The following is a 21035-nucleotide window of genomic DNA, read 5'->3' as shown; positions in this document are numbered from 1 at the left end:
TCCTAGTAATAAAAAAGCCCCCCAGCCTAGGCTGGGGGCTTTTTGGATTAAAAAGGCGAAACTACTTCGTAGCGCCGCCTTTCTTGGCGCTAGTGATCAGCTCGTCGTTCATCTTCACGTAGTCGTCGTTCTTGGCTTCGGTAGCTAGTTTCTTCGACTGCTCAGCGGCAGTGGTAGCGCCTTTGTAATCCTTCATTTTCATGCGGATTTTGGCCTCTGTGTGTACGTTCCAGAACTTAGGATCTTTCTCGTTGGCTTTCTGCATCCAGGCCAACGCCTGCTTCATATCCTTGTCGTTGTCGAGGTAGTACACGGCAGCAGCGGCGTAATCGGCAGGAGTAGCAGTGGCAGCCCCGTTGACTACTTTCTCGTTGATCTGAGCCATCACCTTGGCGTCAACTTCTGTCGTGATGCGAAACTTAGCGCCGATATTTTCCCACTGCATGTCCACATTGGCAGTAGCAGGGGTAAGGTCGCTGAAGTTCATCGTAAAGGTTTCCACCTTGTTAGCTAGGTTGTACGTCTTAGCCGAGATGGAAGCTACGTTTTCCTCGTCCTTGAAGCCGTCAACGTTGGCGCCTTGCTTGGTGTTCTTGCTCAATACTACCGTCCACTTATCCTTGTTGGGAATGGTGTACAAGCCATATTCGCCCGCTGGCACCTTCTTGCCTTCCAGAATTACCTCGTCCGAAAACTTGATTTTGGTGGTGGCATTGGCACCCGTGCGCCAGCGCTTTCCCATCGGAATAAGGTTGCCGGCTACGGTGCGGCCTTTCGCGCTGGGGCGCGAATAGGTAATCGTAATGTCCGTCAGGCCCACGCGCTGCGTAACGGTGCTGAGCGGGCTTGGCTGGGGCGTGTTGATTTGGGCTTCGGCACTGCCGACTAGCAACAGAGCGCTTAAAGCTAGAGCGGCGCTTGTAGTTTTGAAAAAATTAGTCATTGGAGGTAATTGATGGGTGTTTGAACGCAGTAAAAGTAGGCAAACTGCACGATAGGCACGAACAGCAAACATATTAAGTCTAAACTGAAAAAGGCGGTCATGCTGCGCACGATGCAACATGACCGCCTTCCATGTGTTTCAATAAGTCTACGACAGCTCGAACTGTAGCTTCAACAGGTTTGCGTACAGCCCATTCTCGCTGTTTGAGAGCTCCTCGTGCCGGCCTTGCTCCACAATGCGGCCGCCATCGATAACCAGAATCTTGTCCACTTTGCGGATGGTGCTGAGGCGGTGAGCGATGATAATGCTGGTGCGGTTTTTCATCAACTCATCCATCGCATCCTGCACCAGTTTTTCCGACTCCGAATCGAGGGAAGAAGTAGCTTCGTCGAGGATGAGGATGGCGGGGTTTTTCAGGATGGCGCGGGCAATAGCGACGCGCTGGCGCTGGCCGCCCGAGAGTTTGATACCCCGTTCGCCCACCACCGTATCTAGGCCTTCGGGGAAGGAGGAAATAAACTGCCAAGCGTTCGCCTTGCGCGCTGCTTCCGTGATTTCGGCGTCGGTAGCGTCGGTTTTGCCATAGGCGATGTTCTCCCGAATAGAGCCGCCGAAAAGTAAAGTTTCCTGGGGGACAATACCAATGTGGCTGCGCAACTCCGTGAGGTCGAACAGGCGCACATCACGGCCATCGATAAGGATTTTGCCCGCGCTCAACTCATAAAACTGCATGAGCAACTGCACAATGGTGCTTTTGCCCGCGCCGCTAGGGCCTACCAAAGCAATCTTCTCGCCGGCCTGAATATCAAAGCTGATATCCTTGAGCACCGGCAGATCAGGGCGGGTAGGGTAGCTGAATGCCACGTTTTGATAATCGATGTCGCCGCGCACTTGCAAGGGGGCAATACCCGCCATGCGGGGGCGATGCGTCGGCTCCGACGGCTCGTCGAGGATTTCGAGGATACGCTCCGAAGCACCCAGCGTCGTTTGAACTTTGCCGTAAAGCTCACCCAGACCACCTACCGAGGCGCCAATGAAGATGGTGTAAAGCGCAAATGACGTTAGATCACCAATAGTCATCTGCCCGGCTGCAACCAGCGTGGCCGCCCGCCATAGCACCAGAATAATGCCCCCGAACAGCCCAACAATCACAAACGACACAAAGCCACCACGGTAGCGGTTGCTACGCAAGGCAGCTCTTACGGTATTGGTAAGCGAAGCGGTATAGCGGTTGGTTTCAAACTGCTCGTTGGTAAACGCCTTCACCGTATTGATTCCCTGCAGGGTTTCTTCAACGATAACGTTGGTTTTGGCCAGCTCATCCTGCGTCGCCTTGGCTAGTACCCGGATTTTTCGCCCGAAGAACATGGCCAACAGCACGATAGGCGGAAACGTCGCCAGCATAAACAGCGACAGTTTCACCGATACCATCATGATAAAAACGGTACCCACCACCAGCGTCGTGATTTGGCGAAAAAGCTCGGCTAGCGTAAGTGAGAAGGTGTCCTGAATCTGGCCCACATCGGAAGTGATGCGTGAGGTGATGGCGCCGACGCGGTTTTTCTCGAAGTAGGGAATGGGCAGCGTTACGAACTTCCGGTACAGGGCCTGCCGAATGTCACGCACCGTAAACTCACTTACCTGCGTGAAAAACCAAATCCGCCCAAAGGAGAAGATGCCCTGGAACAGAATGATCACAAACAGGCCCACCGCGATAGTATCAATGGTAAGCGCGCCGCCATTCGGCATCACAAACGGCCGCCCATTGGCCGCGTCGGTTAGTTTGCCAATAACCCAGGGAAAGGCCATCACCGTGGCGCTGGACAAAGCCAGTAGCACCATCCCCACGATGAATTTGGTGCGGTAGGGCAGTACATAGCGGAAAATCCGCAAACCTTGTTTGAAGCTTTCCTTGGTTAATTTCTTCTTAGGCACGTCCGGATCAAGGGTCGTGCCGCTGGTGTTCATTCCACTTCTGGCCATTCTTTATATTAGAAGTAAGTAGAAGAAGCGAGGCTAAGGTGCAGGCCAATGATGGCAGTGCCGTACAACCAATGCTTGCTTCTTATCTGCCTATACTCATGTCTTGATCTTCGTTACTTATTGGTATTTCATTTTGCCTTTCGGCTTCTCCACTTCAATAATCGATGAATTGCTGAATGGCACAGGCAAGCGTACTTGCACGGCTACTGGCTGCCCTTTGCGGGTTGCTGGCTTCCACGCCGGCATCTGCGAAAGCACGCGCAGCGCTTCGGCGTCGCACTCCGGTGACAGGCCGGTAATAACCGCGGGGTTGCTGAAGCGCCCATCTGCCTCCACAGTAAAAGTCGTGACCACGTTGCCCGTAATAGACTTGTCGCGCGCGACGGCCGGATACTTTACCTGCTTCTGAAAAAAATCATTCATTGCCTGTGCGCCACCCGGAAACTGCGGGGGTACATCGGGCCGATTGGCGGCAGGTTTGGCCTGCGCCTGCATTTGGCCAGGCTTTAACACGACGGGAGCTTTGGTAGTCTGCTGCGCCCATACAACAGCCGGCAAACTTACAAGCAGCAACAGAAGAAGAAATGTTTTCACGTGGCGAAAGGGATAAACCAGACTGGGGGGCAAATTGCCCCAACTAGGTGCGTACGGCAAAGGTACGAACCAGTTAGCGGGCTATCCTTTTTCCAACAACTATTAGCGCGCAGGGTTCAACTCCGGCACTGCTTCTGGTACTGCCGACCGCGAAATAGCCAATAATCCCAGGAACGTAATTAATCCGTTGAGCAGCAGGATTTCAAATCCGAACTTATAGCCCCCTAGCCACGCCTCTGAGTTGGCATTGATGAGTAAGGTGAGAAGCGGCGCCGCGATGCATACTGGCAGCACAAGCGGCTCGCGCAGCATCCGAGTGGTTAGGATGCCAAAGGAAAACAAGCCCAGCAGCGGCCCATATGTGTAGCCCGCCAGCTTAAATACCGCCGTGATAAGGCTCTGGTCGTTGATGGCCCGGAAAATCAGGATGATAACAATGAGCACCACTGAGAAACCCAGGTGGGTGAATTGACGCAACTGCGTCTGCTTAGCCTCGGGGTACTGGCGAATGGAGAGGAAATCGACGCAAAACGAGGTAGTAAGCGCCGTGAGGGCCGAGTCGGCGGAGGCGTAGGTGACGGCTACAATACCCAGAATGAAGATGATGCCCGCAAACAAGGTAAAGTGCTCAGTGGCCAGCAGCGGGAATACGTCATCGCCGATGATTTTGCCTGCGGCGTTGGTAGGCAATTGAATGCCCTTTACGGCGGCAAACTTATAGAGCAACACGCCCAGCGTGAGGAACAGAATATTGACGAAAACCAGCACGAGCGTAAACCAGAACATATTCTTCTGAGCGTCGCCGAGGCTGCGGCAACTCAGGTTTTTCTGCATTAGATCCTGGTCGAGGCCAGTCATTACGATGGTGATGAATGCACCAGAGGCGAATTGCTTCCAGAAAAACTTGTCGTCTTTGACATCGGAGAAGTAGATCTGTGACATGTCGCTCTCTTTCACGGTGCGCACCAAGTCAGCGAAGCCCAGATTCAACTCCGACGACACCAAGTAAATGCTCACGCCCACGCAGGTGAGCATGGCCAGGGTCTGGAAAGTGTCGGTCCAGAGAATGGTTTTTAGCCCCCCACGGAAGGTGTAGAGGTAAATAAGCATTATGCTGACAATCACCGTGACCACAAACGGCACGCCCATATCATCGAACACGGCTAGCTGGAGCACACCCGCCACCAAGTATAAGCGCAAGGCCGAGCCCGCCGCCCGCGAAATCAAAAAGAAAAGCGCCCCGGTCTTGTAGCTCCAAAACCCAAAGCGCTGCTCCAGATACCCATAAATTGACATCAGCCGCAAGCGGTAATACAACGGCATAAGTACCAAACCGATGACTAGGTAGCCAACCAGATACCCCATGACTACCGCCATATAGCTCCACGATTGGGACTGCACCATGCCCGGCACCGAAATAAACGTGACGCCCGATAGCGAGGTGCCAATCATGGCGAAGGCCACCATGTACCAGGGGGCATTTCGGTTGGCAACGAAGAAACTCTCACTGGTAGCTTTGCGCGAAGTAAGCAGCGCAATGACGATAAGAATGACAAAGTAGCCCGCAATCAGGCTCAGAATAAGGGTGGGCGACATAAATTGAGTTGCCGGTTAGTGGTGGTCAGGTGCCGGTTTCGGTTTGGTAGAAACCAGCAGGTGGGCCGGTAGCTAGACGCTACGGAAAACCAAAGCTACTATCTAACGGCCAACAACCGACAACTATAATCAGCTTACTCCAGGCCTGTCAGGCGGGTGCCGGCATAATAATATAGCTCGGCCAACGATTTTTCGTAGTTAGCCCGCATACTTTCCTGCTTGATGCGCAGGTCAATTAGCTTCGTTTCCCGGCTGTTGATGAGGAAGATAGTGCTTTCGCCCAGGTCGTACTTTTCCAGCTCAGCCTGTAGCAGGGTGCGCTGATTGGCGATAGTGAGCGCCTGAACCGTGAGCTGACGTTCGTAGGCCCTAAGCGTGTTGTAGGCAGCCGTAAGTTGGTTGAGAATAGTGCGCTGGCTTTGCTGCTGTTCCAGCACCGTCTCCTGTACCTGAAAGCGCACCTGCTGAAGCTGGCCGCGCTGCTGCCGCAGGAACAGCGGAAACGCGAAGTCTACTCCCAGCTTATAATTATTGCGGCCAAAATCGTACGTGGGGGACAATTCTGTGCGGTAAAAGTCGCCTTGGCTTAGCAGCGTGCCGCTCACATTGATGCGGGGTTTCAGCAACTCGCGCCGGTAGCGTTCCTCTATACCCAGCTGCCGGATTTCGGCCCCCAAACGGATCAGCGTTGGATGCTGCTTTGCCGCCTGATCGGTGAGCCGGCTAAACTCCTGAGCGCTTACCCCGTCTCGGCGAGCGGGCTGGGGCACAGCGCGGTCGGGAAGCTCCACGGGCTGCGCATTCTGGTTCCAGAGATGGTTGGAGAGCACAAGACGGGCGTTTTGCAGTTCCAGCTGCAACCGTTCGGCCTCTACAAGCCGGTCTTGAGCAATAATGCGGGCCTCCACGGAATCAATAGGAGCCTCGTCGCCCAGGTCTACTTTGCGGCTAATGGCCAGGAAGCGAGTTTCAGCCAAATCCAGGCCTTCTTGAATGAGCGCCGCCTGCTGATAAGCGTAATACCAGCTCCAGTAATCTTTGGCCACTTGGAGCCACACTTCGTTGATTTTCTTTACGCGATCGGCCTCGGCGGCCGTCACCAAGATGCGTGCCTGCCGCAAAGTGCTGCGTCGGGCATCAATCAATAAGCCTTGTCCTAATGGTACCGACAAACCAACTCCCGCCAGCCCCGCCACCGGAGTCTTCGTTTCGGGGTTGACGTACGTGCCTACGTACCGGTCGTAGCCGGCTGTCAGGTCGATGCCGCCGGGCCACAGTGGCACTGTGAGCTCGTTAGCCCATTTATTATAATAGTTGGTGCCGCCAAATACTTTACGGTTGAAGCCTGCGCCCAGCTGCGGATCAAAGCCGCCGCGAGCTTCCAGTACTTCTGCCTGCGCCTTAGCGCTCAGCAGCGCCGCCTGTTTTACAATGGGATGATGCGCAAATACTATTTCGGCAAGGTCCTGTAGCGAAAATACTCGGGCCGTATCAACGAGTTGCGGCTCAGCTAGTAGTGCGCTTTGGCTTGGGAGTGGCTGTGAGGCCGGCAACTGCTGAGCCACAGCTTGCACAACCATAGCGGACCACGCTATGATGAGCAAAATCAGGAACTGGAAAAAGCCCCCAGCAAGCCAATTACTCGGTTCGAATAGGTAGAAGACCTCATGACGAACTTACCATTTCGTCGGGTGGTCCCTGAGTAGGTGTAATGTTTTTAGGCTCAGCTTGCAGGCTGGGAGGGAACCCATTGAGCTGCCGCCAGATTTCGTACCACACCGGCACCGAATCCAGAATTACCCAACCGTATACGCCTGACCCAATTCGCAGCTGCTGGGGCCAAGCGTGGTCTTTTTGGCGCGTTCGGGAGGGGCGAATGAGTAGCCGGTAACGGCCATCGGTGTTGCTGACTACGTCGATCACTGCCACTTCGCCCCCAAACGTGCCAACTGCCACGGAGGGCCAGCCCGAAAATTGAATAGCGGGCCAACCGTCGAACTGTATCCTGGTTTGCCGGCCCCGCTGAATGAGCGGTACATCCATGGCCCGCACGTACAACTCAGCCGCTAGCACAGGGGCTTCAGGTTGGAGAGTAGCAATAGATTCTCCCTGCTTGATGGTTTCGCCGATGCCAGCTTTGAGCGTACGCACAACATAGCCGGTTTGGGGAGCACGCACGATGTAGAGCCCGCGTCGCACTTCCACGTTGCTGATGCGGTTGCGCAAGGCCGCTACTTCGCCCTCCGAGCTAGCCCGGCTAGACACGGCCGAGCTGCGGTCGGACTGCGTCTTGGCTAATGTTTCCTGGTACTTCGCTCGAATTTCCGCCAGCTCAATGCGCGCATTGCTGAACGATTGGCGGGTATTCAGCAGCTTGTTGCGCTGGGCTACCACTTTGGCCAAATCCTCCTGAAGCTTTAAGCGCCGCGTTTCAATATCAGTGAGAGAAAATAGGCCATTCTTAAACCCTTCTTCGTAACGTGCCAGCCGATTTTGGGCAATCTGGTAGAAGTTGGTGACAGCCACCAAATCGGCGCTGTCGATGGTAACGGTGTTCCGGGCCTGCTGCACCCGGTTTCCAGCAGCGGCTAGCTGCACGGTCAGGCCGGTTTGGAGAGCTTCGATTTGCTGGTTAGAGGCAGCAATCTGGGCGGCACTAGCGGCCACGTTACCGCGCTTGGCAGCCAGCTGCTCGCGTAGGCGCTCCGGTAGGTTAGGATCGAAATATTCGTCCTGAATTTCGGAGATTGTCAACAACGTATCCCCCTTGTTTACAAGCTCTCCTTCGCGCACGGCCCAGCGCTCAATGCGGCCCGCAATGGCATTCTGTACCGTTTGGGGGCGGTCTTGGGGTGTGAGGGCGGTGAGGCGGCCGGTACCCTGAATGGTCTGGCGCCAGGGCAGAAACAGGACAATTATAAAAGCAATACCGATCACGAGTAGGACGTGGCCCAAGCGGCGCCCGCTTTTAGGGTCGAGCAGCTCCTGACGAGTAGTAAGGGAAAACTCTTCCCACGCCTTCCGGGATATGTTCTGTTTGGATACATTAAGCATGCGTTTCCGTCGTAGCGTTGTCGAGTAAGGGTAAATCTGTTACGCCCGCAAGCTTTTCCACACCAGTCAGCATGTCGAAGATGGTACCGATACTGGTGACCAGCTTCTCGATAGCATTGCTGACTTGCACAATGATGACCTCAGCGGCTACAAACTGCCCCAGACTCATTTGCCGCGACACCACGAACAGCGTGCCGGCGATGAGCAACCCTCCTATGAGGATAGTGCGCAGGAAAATCGCGTAGCCGAAATAGTATTTCAGCACCTTGAAATGGCCGTTGCGGGAGCGCAGATACTCGGCAGTCAGCTCGTCGGTGCGCATGATGGCCGCTCGTTGCTGCTCCTTATTATGGCGAAACTCCGGCAGCCGGCTAGCTACCTGTTCCAGCCAATCGACCACTTCATACTTATGAGCCGATTCCTGAATGCTCGTGCGTAGTGCCCGCCGGTAGTGCATAACGTAAATCAGCACCAGCATCAGGATGGTGAACAGCCCAAAAGCAATAAAGATGGGGTGGTAAAAAGACAAAACGAGCAGCCCGAAGACTATCTGAAAGGCGCCAAACATTAAGTCAATCAGCAGCTTACTTAGTCCTTTTTGAACCGTCAGAATGTCAAAAAAGCGATTGACAAGTTCTGGTGGGTTTTGACCATTCAAGGACTCGGGCTGAATACGCGGCAGGCGATACGCAAACTCCAGGGCTGCTTTAGCAAATAAGCGCTGCTCAATGGCTTCCACCATTGTCATCTGGCCAATTAACAGGATACCGCCCAGCAGTAAGCCTAGCACAACCACGCCAATCAGAATGTACGTGGAGCCAAAGATGGCGCCCGTCGACACAAGGTTGAAAACGGCCTGGGTTCCGAGCGGCAGCGTAAGGCTAATCAGGCCAGTGATAATGGCATAAATAAGAATAAAGCGAATAGTCTTACGTTCGGAATCCAGCATACCGGTCAGGCGCTGCCAAGGAGTAGGGGGAGGGGCTAAGCTGGGGGAACGTGACGCCATGTACTGGAAGAGTGAAAAAGATCGGGCCGGTGAGATGAATGCAATCCACGATAAACCGCATTCTGGCCACGATATAGTGGGTCGTGCCCTACTGACGCACTCAACTCACTAGGCCGTAGCTGGTGCGCGTTAGCTCCACACAACAGTCACTCAGCCGTATCTGTTTTCGCCGCTTGTGCAGATCAGCTATTCCCAGTCCTGCCAGCGCATAATTTCACCTACGGCCGGGGCATGCAACTCGCCCCGCAGCATTTGGCCGTTGGCTACTTCTTGAAGGGTGCGTAGGGGCTCAGAGGCAGGCTCATCGGAGAGGTCGAAGGTGCCGTAGTGCATGGGAACAACGTGGCCGGCGCGCAGAATATTGGCGGCTTTTGCGGCCTCGTGCGGGTCCATGTGGCTGAGCTGCATCATAAAGGATGGCTTGTAAGCCCCGATAGGCATTATGCAGACATCAAGGGGGCCAAATTGCTTTTCTATTTCCTCAAAATGCCCCCCGAAGCCACTGTCGCCACAGAAGTAGAGCAGCCTGTCTCCCACGCGCAGCATAAAGCTGCCCCAAAGTATGTGGTTCATATCTGTAAGGCCGCGGCGGTGCCAATGCGAGGCGGGCAAGTAGGTAATTTCTAGCCCAGAATTGCCCCCCAGATTATATTGCTGCCACCAACCCGCTTCCTGCACTGACACATTGGGAGCCATGCCGCGCAGTAGTTTGGTCATATTAAGCGGAGCGAGCACCTGCATATTGGGGTTCTGCCGGACTATTGTCTTGATGGAAGCCTCATCCAGATGGTCGCGGTGACCGTGGGAAAGGAGCAGGTAGTCAATGCCCTTGATGTCTTCGGGGCGACAAGGCAGCGCGTGTCGGTGACGAAGCCCCAAAGATGAGTACAGTACTGGGTCGAAAAGCAGCGTGATGCCCGCTACCCGCCACAGAAAGGTGGCGTGACCCAGCCACACCAGCATGTCATCGGAGGAGGTGAAAGCATCGGCGCACGGCACAACGGCAGGCGCCCACGTGTCCGCTTTCTTCTCGGCTTTTTGCGGGTTCTCGGTTAGCTGCCAGCGGATTACGTTGCTGAATTTGGGCTCATACAGTACTTCGCCGTTGCAGAACTCGCTACCAATCATCTTGTTACCAGGATAATTGGGGCGAATGGTTTTCAGGTTCTCGTTGCGACGATACGTAGTGTGAGCGGCCATAAAAAGGCGAAATAGAAGTTGGAAGCGACGTAGAAAGGTAAACAAACAACCCGTTCAGAAAGCTAAAAAAGCCCCCCAACCGTGGCTGGGGGGCTTTTTTAGTGTTTGGAATAGTGCAAAGGGTTACCAGCCATACGGATAGCCGGGGCCCATACCAAGGCCGGGCGTTGCACCCGTTGAGTAGCGCACGCCACCCGAAACGGAAATGTTTTCCGTGATTTTGTAGTCGGCGCGCATATTGAAGCCTGAGCCCATGTTGCCGCCACTAAAGCCGCGAATGCCGGGTGCGGGGGGCAAATTTGAGAAATCGCGCCAAGCGGTGCCGGTCAGCGACACGCGCGGACTCAGCGCATATTCAGCGCCCGCCTGCATTAGGTAATGATTGGTAACCATCGGCGTTGTAGCCAGAAGGTTATCGGAGGATCGGGAATAAACGGCGCCCGGTAACATGCGCAGAAACGTGAGGCCGGTAAACAAACGCAGACGGTTATTCACTTGGTAGCTGGCCGTGGGACTTAGGTAAGTAGCAGAGCCATAACGTCCCGCGAAGGTAGCGCCCGCATCCAGATTGTACGACACGCGTGAGCGTAGCAAGCTAGGCGCTGCCGGACTCGCTCCTGCCTCAATGGGCGTTTGGGCCAGGGCGCTGCCTGTGAGAAAAAGGCAGGCTCCAATAAGGAAAGCAGATACTTTAGATAGCATAGGTCGAAACAAGAAACGCAAATCTGGAAAGCAGCTTCAAGGTACGAAGCCGCAAACTATCAGACCCTACTTAGGCCGAATTGGTTGCTCTTTCCAGCAAAGAAAAGCCCTTGGTAGTGCTTTAGATTGACGGCTGAGTTACGGGGCCCAACGCTGCTCCCCGGCGTGCCTGCCACGCCACGGCCGCTAGGCACAGCGCAAACCAAGCCCACGGCAGCCGCAAATCCAGCACCGACAAACCAGCGAATACCAGCGTGGTTGCGAAGCTGGCCAATCCCTGCAACGCCTGATTCAGGCCAAAAACTTCGCCCCGATTTGCCTCCGTGGTGCGTTGGGCTAGTAGGCCTTCCAGCAAGCCCTGGATCAGGGAAAAGGTCATGCAATCCAGCGTGACCAGCACGTATAGGCCCACCCGCGACGATCCGATAAGTCCGTAGGCCGCTAGCACCGGCACGCCCAGCGCCGCCAACCAGAAAATAGCCCTTTGTTGATTGATGCGGTCGGCAAAGTAGGTGTAGAATACATAGTTAAGCCCAATGCTCAACGTGCCGAAGAACATAAAGAAGTAGGATATTTCTTGCGCATTCATCTGCTGCTCGCCTAAGCTCACAAAGGGCACGAAGTAAAAATAATATCCCGTGCTCAGCGTGAGCGCCACTTGCATGAGTACGATGCGCCGCAGGTCGCCACTTGGGGTATCGTTGGCGCGCAGCCGGGCCCAGAGCGTCAAGGGGTTCAGGCCGCGGCTTAGCTCGGCGCGCAACTCGGCCCCGCGCACGGGTGAGCGCTGGCGGTGAGTTTCGGGGAGAAGAAAGCTAAGCACCACATTCACCGCGGCCAAACTCACCGCCAAGGCTGCCACATAGGTTGCTTCCTCGGCTGGGGGCACGTCCAGGGTGGTTAGGAGCAGGCCCGAAGCCATGGGGCCCAGCACGAAGCCCAAAGAAATGATTGCCCCCTCAATGCCCAGGTTTTTGAACAGGTCGTCTTTGTTCGAAATATCGGTAATGGCGGAGCGAATAGTGGAATACATGCCGTTGGTGAGGCCATCGCTCAGCCGATTGACGAAGTACAAACCCGTGCGCACCGGCAGCAGCAAAGCCGTGGCCAGCAAGGTTCCTGCCGCCGACAAAATCAGAATGGGACGGCGGCCGTAGCCATCGGAAAGGCGACCCAGGAGCGGGGCCGAAAACAGCTGTACTCCCAGAAACAACCCCGTACCCAGCGACAGCCAAAGCTGCGGTTGCGGCAACGCGCGCACATACTCTGGCAGAATCGGTCCGATAGCCGAGCCCACAATCACATCGAGCAGAATAACCGCGTAAATAAGCGCAAGACGGGAGTTTTGAATCAAAACAGTAAGCCTCCCTACTTTACCTTACTGCCCAGCCATGCCGCCCGAAACGCCAGTTGCTCGGGCGTAGCCGTGGGAGCTGGTGCCACTTCCACCGCTGGTACCTCAGCCAGTGTTACTTGTACGGTGCGCACGCCGGTGCGAGTGCGTACCTCTACGGGTACCACGTCACCAGGCTTGTGTTTTTTAAGTAGTTTCTGCATTTCCTCCCGATCCTTAAGCTTCTTGCCGTCGAGCTTTAGCAGTACGTCTTCCCGATCGATGCCGGCTATGTAAAGCGGACTGCCGACCAAAGTGCTGCCGTTGATTGTAGCGCCCTGAGGGGCAAAAGTTAGGTCTACAAACCCCAAAGAGGGTTGGCCGGGACGAGCGCGGCGTACCAGCAGGCCAGCCGGAGCCAATAGCTCTTCATACTTGGGTAGTTCGTGGCCAGTAATATGAGTGCGGAAAAACTGTCCGGCAAAAGCCGTGTCGCGGGCTACCTCGCCCAAAATACGCTGCAAATCAGGGAGCGTGTAGGGGCGCTGGGGGGCAAAATTCTGCTGAGCTTTACCATGTTGCTGCCATATAGCACGCATGTAAGTGTCCAGATCGGTCTTATAGTTCTGGCGCAGCATCAGGTCGAGCGCCAGCGCATTGGCTCCTCCAATGGTGTAATAAGAGAGGTAAGTATTTATGCGGTTATTTGGGTCGATGGCCGCCGCGGCATCCACGAAAGGCGCCTGCTGGCTCATCTGCACCGGCGAGTAGGAGCTGGCACCCGGCGAATTCACCATGCTATTGACGATGGTTGTCAGCTCCTGCATGTACTGCGTCTCTGTCAGAACGCCGGCGCGGCGCAACAGCAAATCGCCGTAATACATCGTAAATCCTTCTGCGAACCACAGCGCCTCACTCTGATTAGCGCGGTCGAACTCAAACGGCTCCAGCGACTTAGGCCGAATGCGCTCCACATTCCAGGCGTGAAAAAACTCGTGCGATACGGTGCCGAGGTTATCAATTGCCTGTTGGCCGCGCAACGGGCGGGAACTGGTGAGAGAGGTGGAGTTGCGATGCTCCATACCGTCGCCGCTGGTCTGGGGGAAGTAGTTGGCAATGAAGGTATAACGACCGTAATCGAAAGCCGGCAACTCACCAAAAACAGCGCTGGCCTCGCGCACAATCTTCTTCGTCTGGTCGGCGTAGGAATCCAGTTCAGCGGCCGTGCCCTCATGTAGCACCGCCAGCTCAATGGTTTTGCCTTGCTCTTGCCACGTGCGCACCTGCTGAGCACCCAAGGAAGTGGGCGAGTCCATGAGGTATTGCAGGTGGGGGGCAAAAAACGTGTTGGTGGCTGCTTCGGGGCGCAGCTGAGTGGCTACCTGCCAGCCGGTAGGCAAGTCGAACCGCACTTGGGCAGGGCGCTCTTCGAGGCCGCGAGCGTAAGCCAACGTAGCAGGAATATTCAGGTGGGCGTGGCGCTCGTCGATGCCCGCGTAGGTGCCATCGGTACGGTCGCCGAAAAGCGTGTAGCTGAAGCGCACGGTGCCGTCGTGGCCGGCAACATCCCAGCCCGATGGATCAGGGCGCGTGATGGTCAAGGCTTTGCCTTTGGAATCGGTGGCTTTTACGGCATATACATTCTTGGCAAACTCATGCAAGGCATAGCGGCCGGGCGAGCTGCGCGCCATCCGAACTTGTAACGAACCGGGTTTTAGATCGGAAAAAACCACCGTCACTTGCGCTTCGTGGTGCACTGCATTCGGAAAAGCCACAGTGTATTGCACCGGCGTTTGGGCAAGCGCGGCACTGGAAATAGCGAGAATAGCGAAGAGGGAAGTAGCAATTTTCCGCATAGGAACAGGTGTGAATAGGAAGGTTGGAAAGGTAAAAATGGGTGAATTTTCAGACCCTTTAGCGGAATATATATTCTAAAAAGCCCCCCAATGCGCAAACTCTGCCCAAACGAGCTTTTTAGACCAAAAGGCCAGCAGTTTTTTTAGCAAAGAAGCATTAGGAAGGAAACCGGAAAGCGGAAGCCTCTATCAGCCCACCAAAGAAATGCTCCCGACTTACCCGACTCAGCCCTAGCCGCGCCACCTCCTCGGGCCATGGCGGCAGACGCCGAGCCTTAAGGTTGGCTGTAAGGCGAAAAAACGTGTACATCACCTTCAGGAGCCCGCGTTGCCACAACACTTGTGGGGGGCAAAAATCAGCCACCAGCCATGTCGCGCCGGGCTTACAAACTGCTTGCAAACGCTGGAGCAGCTGCCTCAAATCAGGAAGAGTAAATAAATCGAGCAGAAAAAACGTGAGTAGTGCGTCGAACTGGGCGTCGGGGGGCAAATCTGCCTCTGTACCGAGCCTAAACTCAACCTGCGCAGCCTGAGCAGGCGCTTGTTGCACCAACAATACCTGCGACTTGCGCAGCATCACCGCCGAGGCTTCTAGGTACAGAATGCGCGCCGTGGGCCGCTGCTTTAGCGTTTCGAGTAGTACCCAGCCCGTACCGCCACCCACAATCAGGATGTACGGCGCGGCGGGGGGCAAATGTGCTAATGCCGCTTGCTGTGCCCGCTGCAAAGCCGAGCCAAACACCAAGCGGGCCAGCGGATCGTAAAAGGCCGCTACAAAGTCGAAAGAGCCGGATCTGCGTTCGATGAGTACCGCGTTTGACGTGGATGGTGTAGTTATTGAAAGCAAGCGGCGGCAGCTTCAAAAACCGCTTTTAACCAAGGCACTGATACCCAACGCTTCCCTGCCTGCGTTGCGTAAACATACCAAAGTTTGCAGCGTACTCACTTCAGCACCCGTAGTTACCCTTTATGACGAATACGTTGCGCCGCATATTGGCGGGCTTGTTATTATTCATCACCGAATTTGCCATTACGCTCACTTTGGGAGTTGTGGGCGTACTATTCTTTTTGGCTGTCAGTCGAGAGGTATTCGATCAGGACGCGGCTCATTTTGATGCGCAGGCATTTCGCTGGGCACGTAATCTGCTGGGGCCCGAGCGGCAGGTGTGGGTCGAAACTATCACATTTCTGGCCTCCCGCAATTTCATTACCGCGGTAGCATTAGCCCTGATTGGCTGGTTTCTGCTGCGCCGCCGCCATCGGTGGTATTCGCTTCTGGTTCCAGTCGTCGCGCTCGGTAGCATCTCCCTCAATCTGGTACTCAAGAGTTTTTACAATCGGCCGCGGCCGTTGCTGCCGCTTACCTCCGCATCCGGGCTCAGCTTTCCCAGCGGCCACGCCATGATCAGTGCTTCCTTCTATGGTCTGCTGATTTATCTGGTATATACCCACGTGCGCCGCCCCATCTGGCGCTGGCTTCTGATTACTCTCTTGGGCTCCTTAATTCTGCTCATTGGCCTAACGCGCGTGTATCTGCGGGTGCACTACGCCACCGACGTGCTGGCTGGCTTCACCGCTGGCATAGTCTGGTTGCTAGTCGCAATTCCAGTGCTTCGGCGCCTTGAAATCCAGACAAAAAAACGTCTTGCTCGCCGCTTGCAATCCCTTGAAGAACAGCCTGCAAGCTAAGCTAGGAGCTTGTTGGGTAGAAATTTTTGAGAAAAGAATTGTCGAAAAGCCTCGGCTGCTCCTATCTTTGCAGCGTTAAAAGACACCTCCAATGAGGAAAGTGCCAGTTAACTAATGCTGCGCTTGTGGCGAAATTGGTAGACGCGCTGTCTTCAGGCGGCAGTTCCGCAAGGTGTGGGAGTTCGAGTCTCCCCGAGCGCACAACAAAAAAAGCTGACCCATGAGGGTCAGCTTTTTTTGTTTTTGGGCCAGCGAAAAGCCCCCCAGAATCCGTTTTTGGGCTTTGATGTACAAGACTCAGGTATAAAACCTAAACGCTAAAAAGCTGGCTTGCTCATTCTTCAGAGGAAAGAATGATGAGAAGAAAACAGTTGAAGCGCTATTTTCCGGTATGAAAACCCTCACCACCAAACTCCTGAAGCTTTTAGGGCTGCTAACAGTAGAGATTGTGCTGGTGAGTGTGCTGTTTCTGGCAGCGTTTGTGGTGTTTTTTTACCTGACACGTATCGTCTTTGAGCAGCAGTCGGGGGCACTCGATGAAGCTGCCTTCCAATGGATGGATGCCCACCGAGCCCAGTGGCCCGCACTCACGCCGTGGATCCGCGGAATTACGTTTTTTGCTTCAGCGCCGTTTCTGGTGGCTACTGCCATTCTGTTGCCAGCAGGCCTAGCCCTACGCAACCACCGTCGCGAAGGGTTGGAAGTGTTTTGGGCTATTGCGGGTGCGGCACTACTTAATCAATTACTAAAAACCCATTTCCACCGTCTGCGCCCCGATACTGCCTTGTTGCAGCAGTATGGTCTGAGCTTTCCCAGCGGCCACGCCATGATTGGGTTAGCACTGTATGGCTGTTTGGCCTGGCTGCTGTGGCGTCATCGCCGCCACCCGGCCTGGGCGGCGCTACTATTTCTGTGGGCCTTTCTGATTGGCATGAGCCGGGTGTATCTGCACGTGCACTACTTTACGGATGTGCTGGCAGGTTTCGCCGCAGGTTTGGCGTGGCTCATTCTACTGCGGGCAGGCTTGCACCTATGGTGGCGCGAGAAAGCCATATTGGAGGAAGAAGTGACTGATTGAATTCACTTCTTCATCCACTCATTTAGCCGAGCTTCACTTTCACCCGAAGCGCCAGCAGACCCTTTACGCCCTGCAATTCTTCCAATTCTAACTCTTCTACTTCCGGCTCCAAAAGGCCGCGGTCTTGCAAATAATCGAGGTACTCCAGATACTCATCAGCTTCGCGCTGCTGCGCGTAAACGAGGGCAATATAGCCTGGCTGCGTTAGTCGCTCGCCAGTGCCCAATACAGTGGCTTTGTCAATCCGCTTCTTGATAATCTCATAGCGGATGTTGTAGGCGCCATCCACATCAAACTGCCGCTCATCAAGGCGGAAACGGATGTTAAGCGGCTGACCATGAATAAGAATCAGCTGGGTGGTTTCTAGTGGCACCGGTAGCTGATCCCGAAGCGCAGTCGTCCGGCGAGTAATTTCTATCATTACCAGCAACTGCCACAGGCGCAGGTTTTTTAGGAAAACCAAGTCAAAAGGCTTGTTCTCTACCAGCGAAGCACCTACGTAAATGTTGTGCTCTACACCGTCGGTTTTGAGGCGCTGAAAGTAGTGGGGAAACATTTCCTGCGCCTTTTCCTCTTCCTCATCAAGGTAGTCGCTTACGGTATCATTGAGCAGCGTTACGCTTTGCTCAAACTCCTTGCGGCGCTTATACAGAATACCCAGATCAGGGTCCATATTAGACCAATAATTCGCAATGACAGGTCGCAAATCGGGAGTATTCTGAGACAAATAATCGAACAGGGGCTCTACTTCCGTCTTCAGCGACTCGAAAATGCTTACTTCATCACCAGTCAAAATACCTTGCCGCAGGCGGCGCAGGTGCTTCGACACGTAAAACTTGAGCTCATCCAGAATAGGCAGCGCCTGAAACTCGGAGGCTTTTTTCAGCACTTTATTAGCCAAAGTAAGATGCTCGATCAAGTCACCCTGAATGGCGTCGTTGCGAGCGGTACTGCTGCTGCGAATGTCGCTGGAGCCGTGTAGCGGATACACGTCATGAAACACAATGGGCTCTATCTCAGCGTTCTTATTGCCTTCTTCCACCTTGGCCAGCAGGTTCAGGGCTGCATCGGTGAAGCGCCATTCCATGGTGGGATGGATGGCCGTGAATTTTTCCTTAATAATTGCCTGCACGCGCGTCTGAATCTCTTCTGCATTGCGCTTTACAGCCACCGCGAATAGAGGCACAAACTGATTTACTTTCTCTAGGCAAAACTCGTCCAGATCGTTCACGTTCGGCGAGCCCAGTTCAAGCAAGCCCACCGTGTCGTCGCCGTACGGCAGTAGGGCTAGAATGGCGCTGCGAATGCCAATGCCCAGAATTTGCTGACGCAAATCTTCGGGAATATCAGCCTGCTCCACATCTTCCAGTACCAGCGGCTGGCGGTCTTGCCAAAGCTGGGAATAGATTTGGCGGAAGCCGCTACCTGCCTCTTGGTGAGCCAGTTGCTTGGTCAGAAAGCTGTGGTTGATTTTGCGGCCAAAGTCAACGAAGGCCTTTTTCTTCTCATCGTAGGCCGCAATGCCCAATTGTAAAAAAGGGCGGCCAAATAGCACCCGCAGCTTTTCCTGAATCTGCTCCAGCCGGTCGGAGGCTTGCAGTACATCGCGCTCCAGCAGGTCGTACTTCAGCTCCGAGAGAATTTCCTGCTCCGTTACATCCGCCAGGTTCAGGATGTTAAAGCCAACTAGCTCAAAGCTGCTGGGGGGCAAAAGCTCCTGCCATAAGTCGGTGCGGTGCAGGTTGTGCGTCAGCGTATCCAGCTGCGCCGACGTTAGCGCGGGCCGCTCACCAAGCAGGCGAACATCCAGAAAGGTAGAGTCAAAATCGACACTGTAGTGCCGATACAGGCCGATGTTATAATCGGGAACAGTAAACGTAATGGAGCCCGTGATAGGCAACTGTACGCCGTATATCTTATCCAGAATCAGGGCATAAGCCATTCGCGCCATGTAAACTTCCATGGTGCGCGCATCCACATTCAGGGGCTGCTTAATGTTCTGCTGTGGATTGAGGAGCACTTCCGCAAAGCGCGGCGTATGATAGAAGCTGTAGCGTTGGAAAGGCGGAATAACGCCGCTGATGGCTGTATGAAAAGACGCCGCCGGAATAACGGCCAGCATCAGCGTTTCCACTAAGTCGCAGTTGCACTCAATGGTAGCGTGGTCGATGATAGGGCCACGCGCCCACTCGGCGGCGGCCACCTGCTCGCCGATGGAGCGAGCCAAGAGCGCCACCCCCGGATTTGGATCGGTTTCACGGGCGTGCCAGTACGCAATCAGCGGCTCCAGACTCAGGGTAGTGGTGAAAGGAAAGGCCGTGGCGACGTGGGGTGATAGTTCTTTCAGCATGACAAAGCGTATAACCCCGGTAATGATTAATTGATTTACGAACAGCAGCCAATTAGCACGGCACTGTTAGTATACGCAAGATAAGTAAGTCTGAATGCCGTTAGTCACACGTTCATTACCAGTACGCTAGCGGCTAAGAACAACGGGCTTGGGCTCGGCACCTACGGCTGAGGTTATATCTATAATTGTGCCCGAAGTGCCAGGTTTTTCGGCCTTTGTCACGCGCAGCTTTTTGCCCTCGTTTTGATAGCAGGTGCAGCAGCCATCACCTACAAATCTACCTGCTAGGCTGATGGAGTCAAGCGAGAAGTAAACCGGTTGAGGACTGATGCCGGCTGAAAAATGGCGAACGACAAATAGCTGATACTTGTACGCATCAAGTTTGCGCCCGCCGCCCGCAGTGAAGGGTGCGGAAGTATTGAGCACGATAGGCTCGGCGGCCAGGCTGCGCGAGCGAATAATGCGGGCGGTATCATTGGGTACTTCGGGCGCGTTTGGTGGCAGCTGTACCAACGGATCAACATATGGGTAGCGTACTAGCACGACGGTATCTACATCGGCAGCGCGGAAGCCAGTGGCGCCCAACGAGTCAGCGAGGTTAAACTGAAAATAGACAGCATCTTCCAGGGTATCGTCGCACTCGCAGGATACGCTGCCGCAGCAGGCACTTACTGCCATAGCTACCAATAGCCCCAGCATCCAAGTAAATAAGTTACGCCTCATAGCCGGTAAAGATAAGTAGCTGCGCCGAGGATAGTAGGAGAAAAGCCCCCCAGCGCAATCGCTTAACGAACATCGCTGTGAGAAAGTCTGCTAACTTCTTCAGAGGCTCTTAACTTGGCTCATTGTGGACTTTGGGCGCGACGCTACCGGTTATAATGTAGCCTGGCTTGTCTGGACAAAGGGGAGTATCCGCCATTGTTTGAGGCATCAGCCGCTTCAGGGAGTTTCATAAAAAAGCCCCCAGTAACGTTGCTGGGGGCTTTTTTTAGTGTGGGCTCGTGGCTACGGTCTGGCCCATGATAACTTCGACGGGACCACGATTTGCGAATTCAGTTTTTAGGGCGGCGGCGTCTACTTCCAGTTGGGGCCGAATCTGGTCGAGTGCATGGCGAAGCGCTATTATATCGGCTAGGCGGGGAGCGTCGCTCTGGGAATATCCGTGGTACATCGCCACCCGCACCGACGATTGGCCCGTGCCGGCATACGTGCCCAGCAATTCGCCATGCGCATCATAGAGTTGCACTTCGGCTCTCACCCGACTGCAATACCAGCCCAGCGGCACGCCCAGCATAGAAGGCGTAAGCAAGGTCATCATCTGAAAAACCTGCACGGCCCTCCTTGGGCGAGACACCGACGCTTCCATTATTTGAAGCTTCACGTAGCCAAACTTGGTACTGTCATCAGCATCAATGATGTTTTGATTCAGCTCCTGTTCAAACATCTTACGCGCATCGTCATACTCGGTGGCCTCCGATACCATGAGTAGACTATTGTCAACATCGACCTGCAGAGCTGGCAAGCGGCTGGTAAGGCTGGCTGGCGTGGCTTTAAACAATACTTTATCCGCCGATTTGCAGCTTGCTAGGATAATTCCTGACAGTAGAAAGAAAACTAAGTACCGTAGAGTGTGTCTCATAAGCGTTGT

At 54.6% G+C, this 21035-nt stretch carries 17 protein-coding genes and 1 tRNA gene; 3 read left to right on the top strand and 15 right to left on the bottom strand.

Annotated features, from left to right (window positions below; genetic code table 11):
* Positions 1 to 61 precede the first annotated feature (61 nt).
* The 12 genes from EPD59_RS16225 to EPD59_RS16170 all read right to left on the bottom strand — a co-directional run bounded on the left by EPD59_RS16225 (position 62) and on the right by EPD59_RS16170 (position 15117).
* A complete protein-coding gene (locus EPD59_RS16225) occupies positions 62 to 943 on the bottom strand; it encodes a DUF2911 domain-containing protein (protein WP_133273699.1) in 882 nt (293 codons plus the stop codon).
* A gap of 147 nt (positions 944 to 1090) precedes the next feature.
* Positions 1091 to 2926: an ABC transporter ATP-binding protein gene (locus tag EPD59_RS16220; protein ID WP_165963633.1), complete on the bottom strand. Its 1836-nt coding sequence runs from the start codon at positions 2924 to 2926 to the stop codon at positions 1091 to 1093.
* 117 nt (positions 2927 to 3043) lie between these two features.
* On the bottom strand, positions 3044 to 3520 hold the full coding sequence (locus EPD59_RS16215; protein WP_133273698.1) for an energy transducer TonB: 477 nt from the start codon (positions 3518 to 3520) through the stop codon (positions 3044 to 3046).
* Positions 3521 to 3622: 102 nt separating this feature from the next.
* Complete coding sequence (locus tag EPD59_RS16210) at positions 3623 to 5116, bottom strand: sodium:solute symporter (RefSeq protein WP_133273697.1); 1494 nt, start codon at positions 5114 to 5116, stop codon at positions 3623 to 3625.
* A 134-nt stretch (positions 5117 to 5250) separates the two neighbouring features.
* Entirely contained in the window at positions 5251 to 6696 is a 1446-nt protein-coding gene (locus tag EPD59_RS16205; protein WP_133273696.1) for a TolC family protein, read from the bottom strand.
* A gap of 85 nt (positions 6697 to 6781) precedes the next feature.
* Complete coding sequence (locus tag EPD59_RS16200; RefSeq protein ID WP_133273695.1) at positions 6782 to 8170, bottom strand: HlyD family secretion protein; 1389 nt, start codon at positions 8168 to 8170, stop codon at positions 6782 to 6784.
* The gene (locus tag EPD59_RS16195) at positions 8163 to 9179 is read right to left on the bottom strand and encodes an ABC transporter transmembrane domain-containing protein (protein ID WP_133273694.1); all 1017 of its coding nucleotides are present in this window, start codon (positions 9177 to 9179) and stop codon (positions 8163 to 8165) included. Before EPD59_RS16195 ends, EPD59_RS16200 begins: the two co-directional genes overlap by 8 nt.
* A gap of 186 nt (positions 9180 to 9365) precedes the next feature.
* The gene (locus EPD59_RS16190; protein WP_133273693.1) at positions 9366 to 10379 is read right to left on the bottom strand and encodes an MBL fold metallo-hydrolase; all 1014 of its coding nucleotides are present in this window, start codon (positions 10377 to 10379) and stop codon (positions 9366 to 9368) included.
* 123 nt (positions 10380 to 10502) lie between these two features.
* The gene (locus tag EPD59_RS16185; protein ID WP_133273692.1) at positions 10503 to 11081 is read right to left on the bottom strand and encodes a hypothetical protein; all 579 of its coding nucleotides are present in this window, start codon (positions 11079 to 11081) and stop codon (positions 10503 to 10505) included.
* Between the two features lie 121 nt (positions 11082 to 11202).
* Positions 11203 to 12435, bottom strand: coding sequence for an MFS transporter (locus EPD59_RS16180; protein WP_133273691.1), 1233 nt, complete (start codon positions 12433 to 12435; stop codon positions 11203 to 11205).
* Positions 12436 to 12449: 14 nt separating this feature from the next.
* The gene (locus EPD59_RS16175; protein WP_133273690.1) at positions 12450 to 14270 is read right to left on the bottom strand and encodes a M61 family metallopeptidase; all 1821 of its coding nucleotides are present in this window, start codon (positions 14268 to 14270) and stop codon (positions 12450 to 12452) included.
* Positions 14271 to 14427: 157 nt separating this feature from the next.
* Positions 14428 to 15117, bottom strand: coding sequence for a class I SAM-dependent methyltransferase (locus tag EPD59_RS16170; protein ID WP_133273689.1), 690 nt, complete (start codon positions 15115 to 15117; stop codon positions 14428 to 14430).
* Between the two features lie 122 nt (positions 15118 to 15239).
* Between EPD59_RS16170 and EPD59_RS16165 the strand changes: the two genes are divergently transcribed.
* From EPD59_RS16165 to EPD59_RS16155, 3 genes are all read left to right on the top strand, one after another.
* The gene (locus EPD59_RS16165) at positions 15240 to 15959 is read left to right on the top strand and encodes a phosphatase PAP2 family protein (RefSeq protein ID WP_133273688.1); all 720 of its coding nucleotides are present in this window, start codon (positions 15240 to 15242) and stop codon (positions 15957 to 15959) included.
* 119 nt (positions 15960 to 16078) lie between these two features.
* Positions 16079 to 16160 (top strand) — tRNA-Leu (locus tag EPD59_RS16160).
* Positions 16161 to 16350: 190 nt separating this feature from the next.
* Positions 16351 to 17037: a phosphatase PAP2 family protein gene (locus EPD59_RS16155; protein ID WP_133273687.1), complete on the top strand. Its 687-nt coding sequence runs from the start codon at positions 16351 to 16353 to the stop codon at positions 17035 to 17037.
* A gap of 22 nt (positions 17038 to 17059) precedes the next feature.
* Here EPD59_RS16155 and EPD59_RS16150 read toward each other — a convergent pair whose 3' ends face one another.
* The 3 genes from EPD59_RS16150 to EPD59_RS16140 all read right to left on the bottom strand — a co-directional run bounded on the left by EPD59_RS16150 (position 17060) and on the right by EPD59_RS16140 (position 21026).
* Complete coding sequence (locus EPD59_RS16150) at positions 17060 to 19387, bottom strand: GAF domain-containing protein (RefSeq protein WP_133273686.1); 2328 nt, start codon at positions 19385 to 19387, stop codon at positions 17060 to 17062.
* Positions 19388 to 19513: 126 nt separating this feature from the next.
* Positions 19514 to 20110, bottom strand: a complete 597-nt coding sequence (locus EPD59_RS16145; RefSeq protein WP_133273685.1) for a hypothetical protein — start codon at positions 20108 to 20110, stop codon at positions 19514 to 19516.
* A gap of 265 nt (positions 20111 to 20375) precedes the next feature.
* On the bottom strand, positions 20376 to 21026 hold the full coding sequence (locus EPD59_RS16140) for a hypothetical protein (protein ID WP_133273684.1): 651 nt from the start codon (positions 21024 to 21026) through the stop codon (positions 20376 to 20378).
* Positions 21027 to 21035: the final 9 nt, after the last annotated feature.

It is taken from the genome of Hymenobacter radiodurans, from assembly GCF_004355185.1.
Taxonomy (GTDB): domain Bacteria; phylum Bacteroidota; class Bacteroidia; order Cytophagales; family Hymenobacteraceae; genus Hymenobacter; species Hymenobacter radiodurans.
Note: the sequence above shows the minus strand (reverse complement) of the source record. Positions and strands in the feature narration are given on the sequence as shown.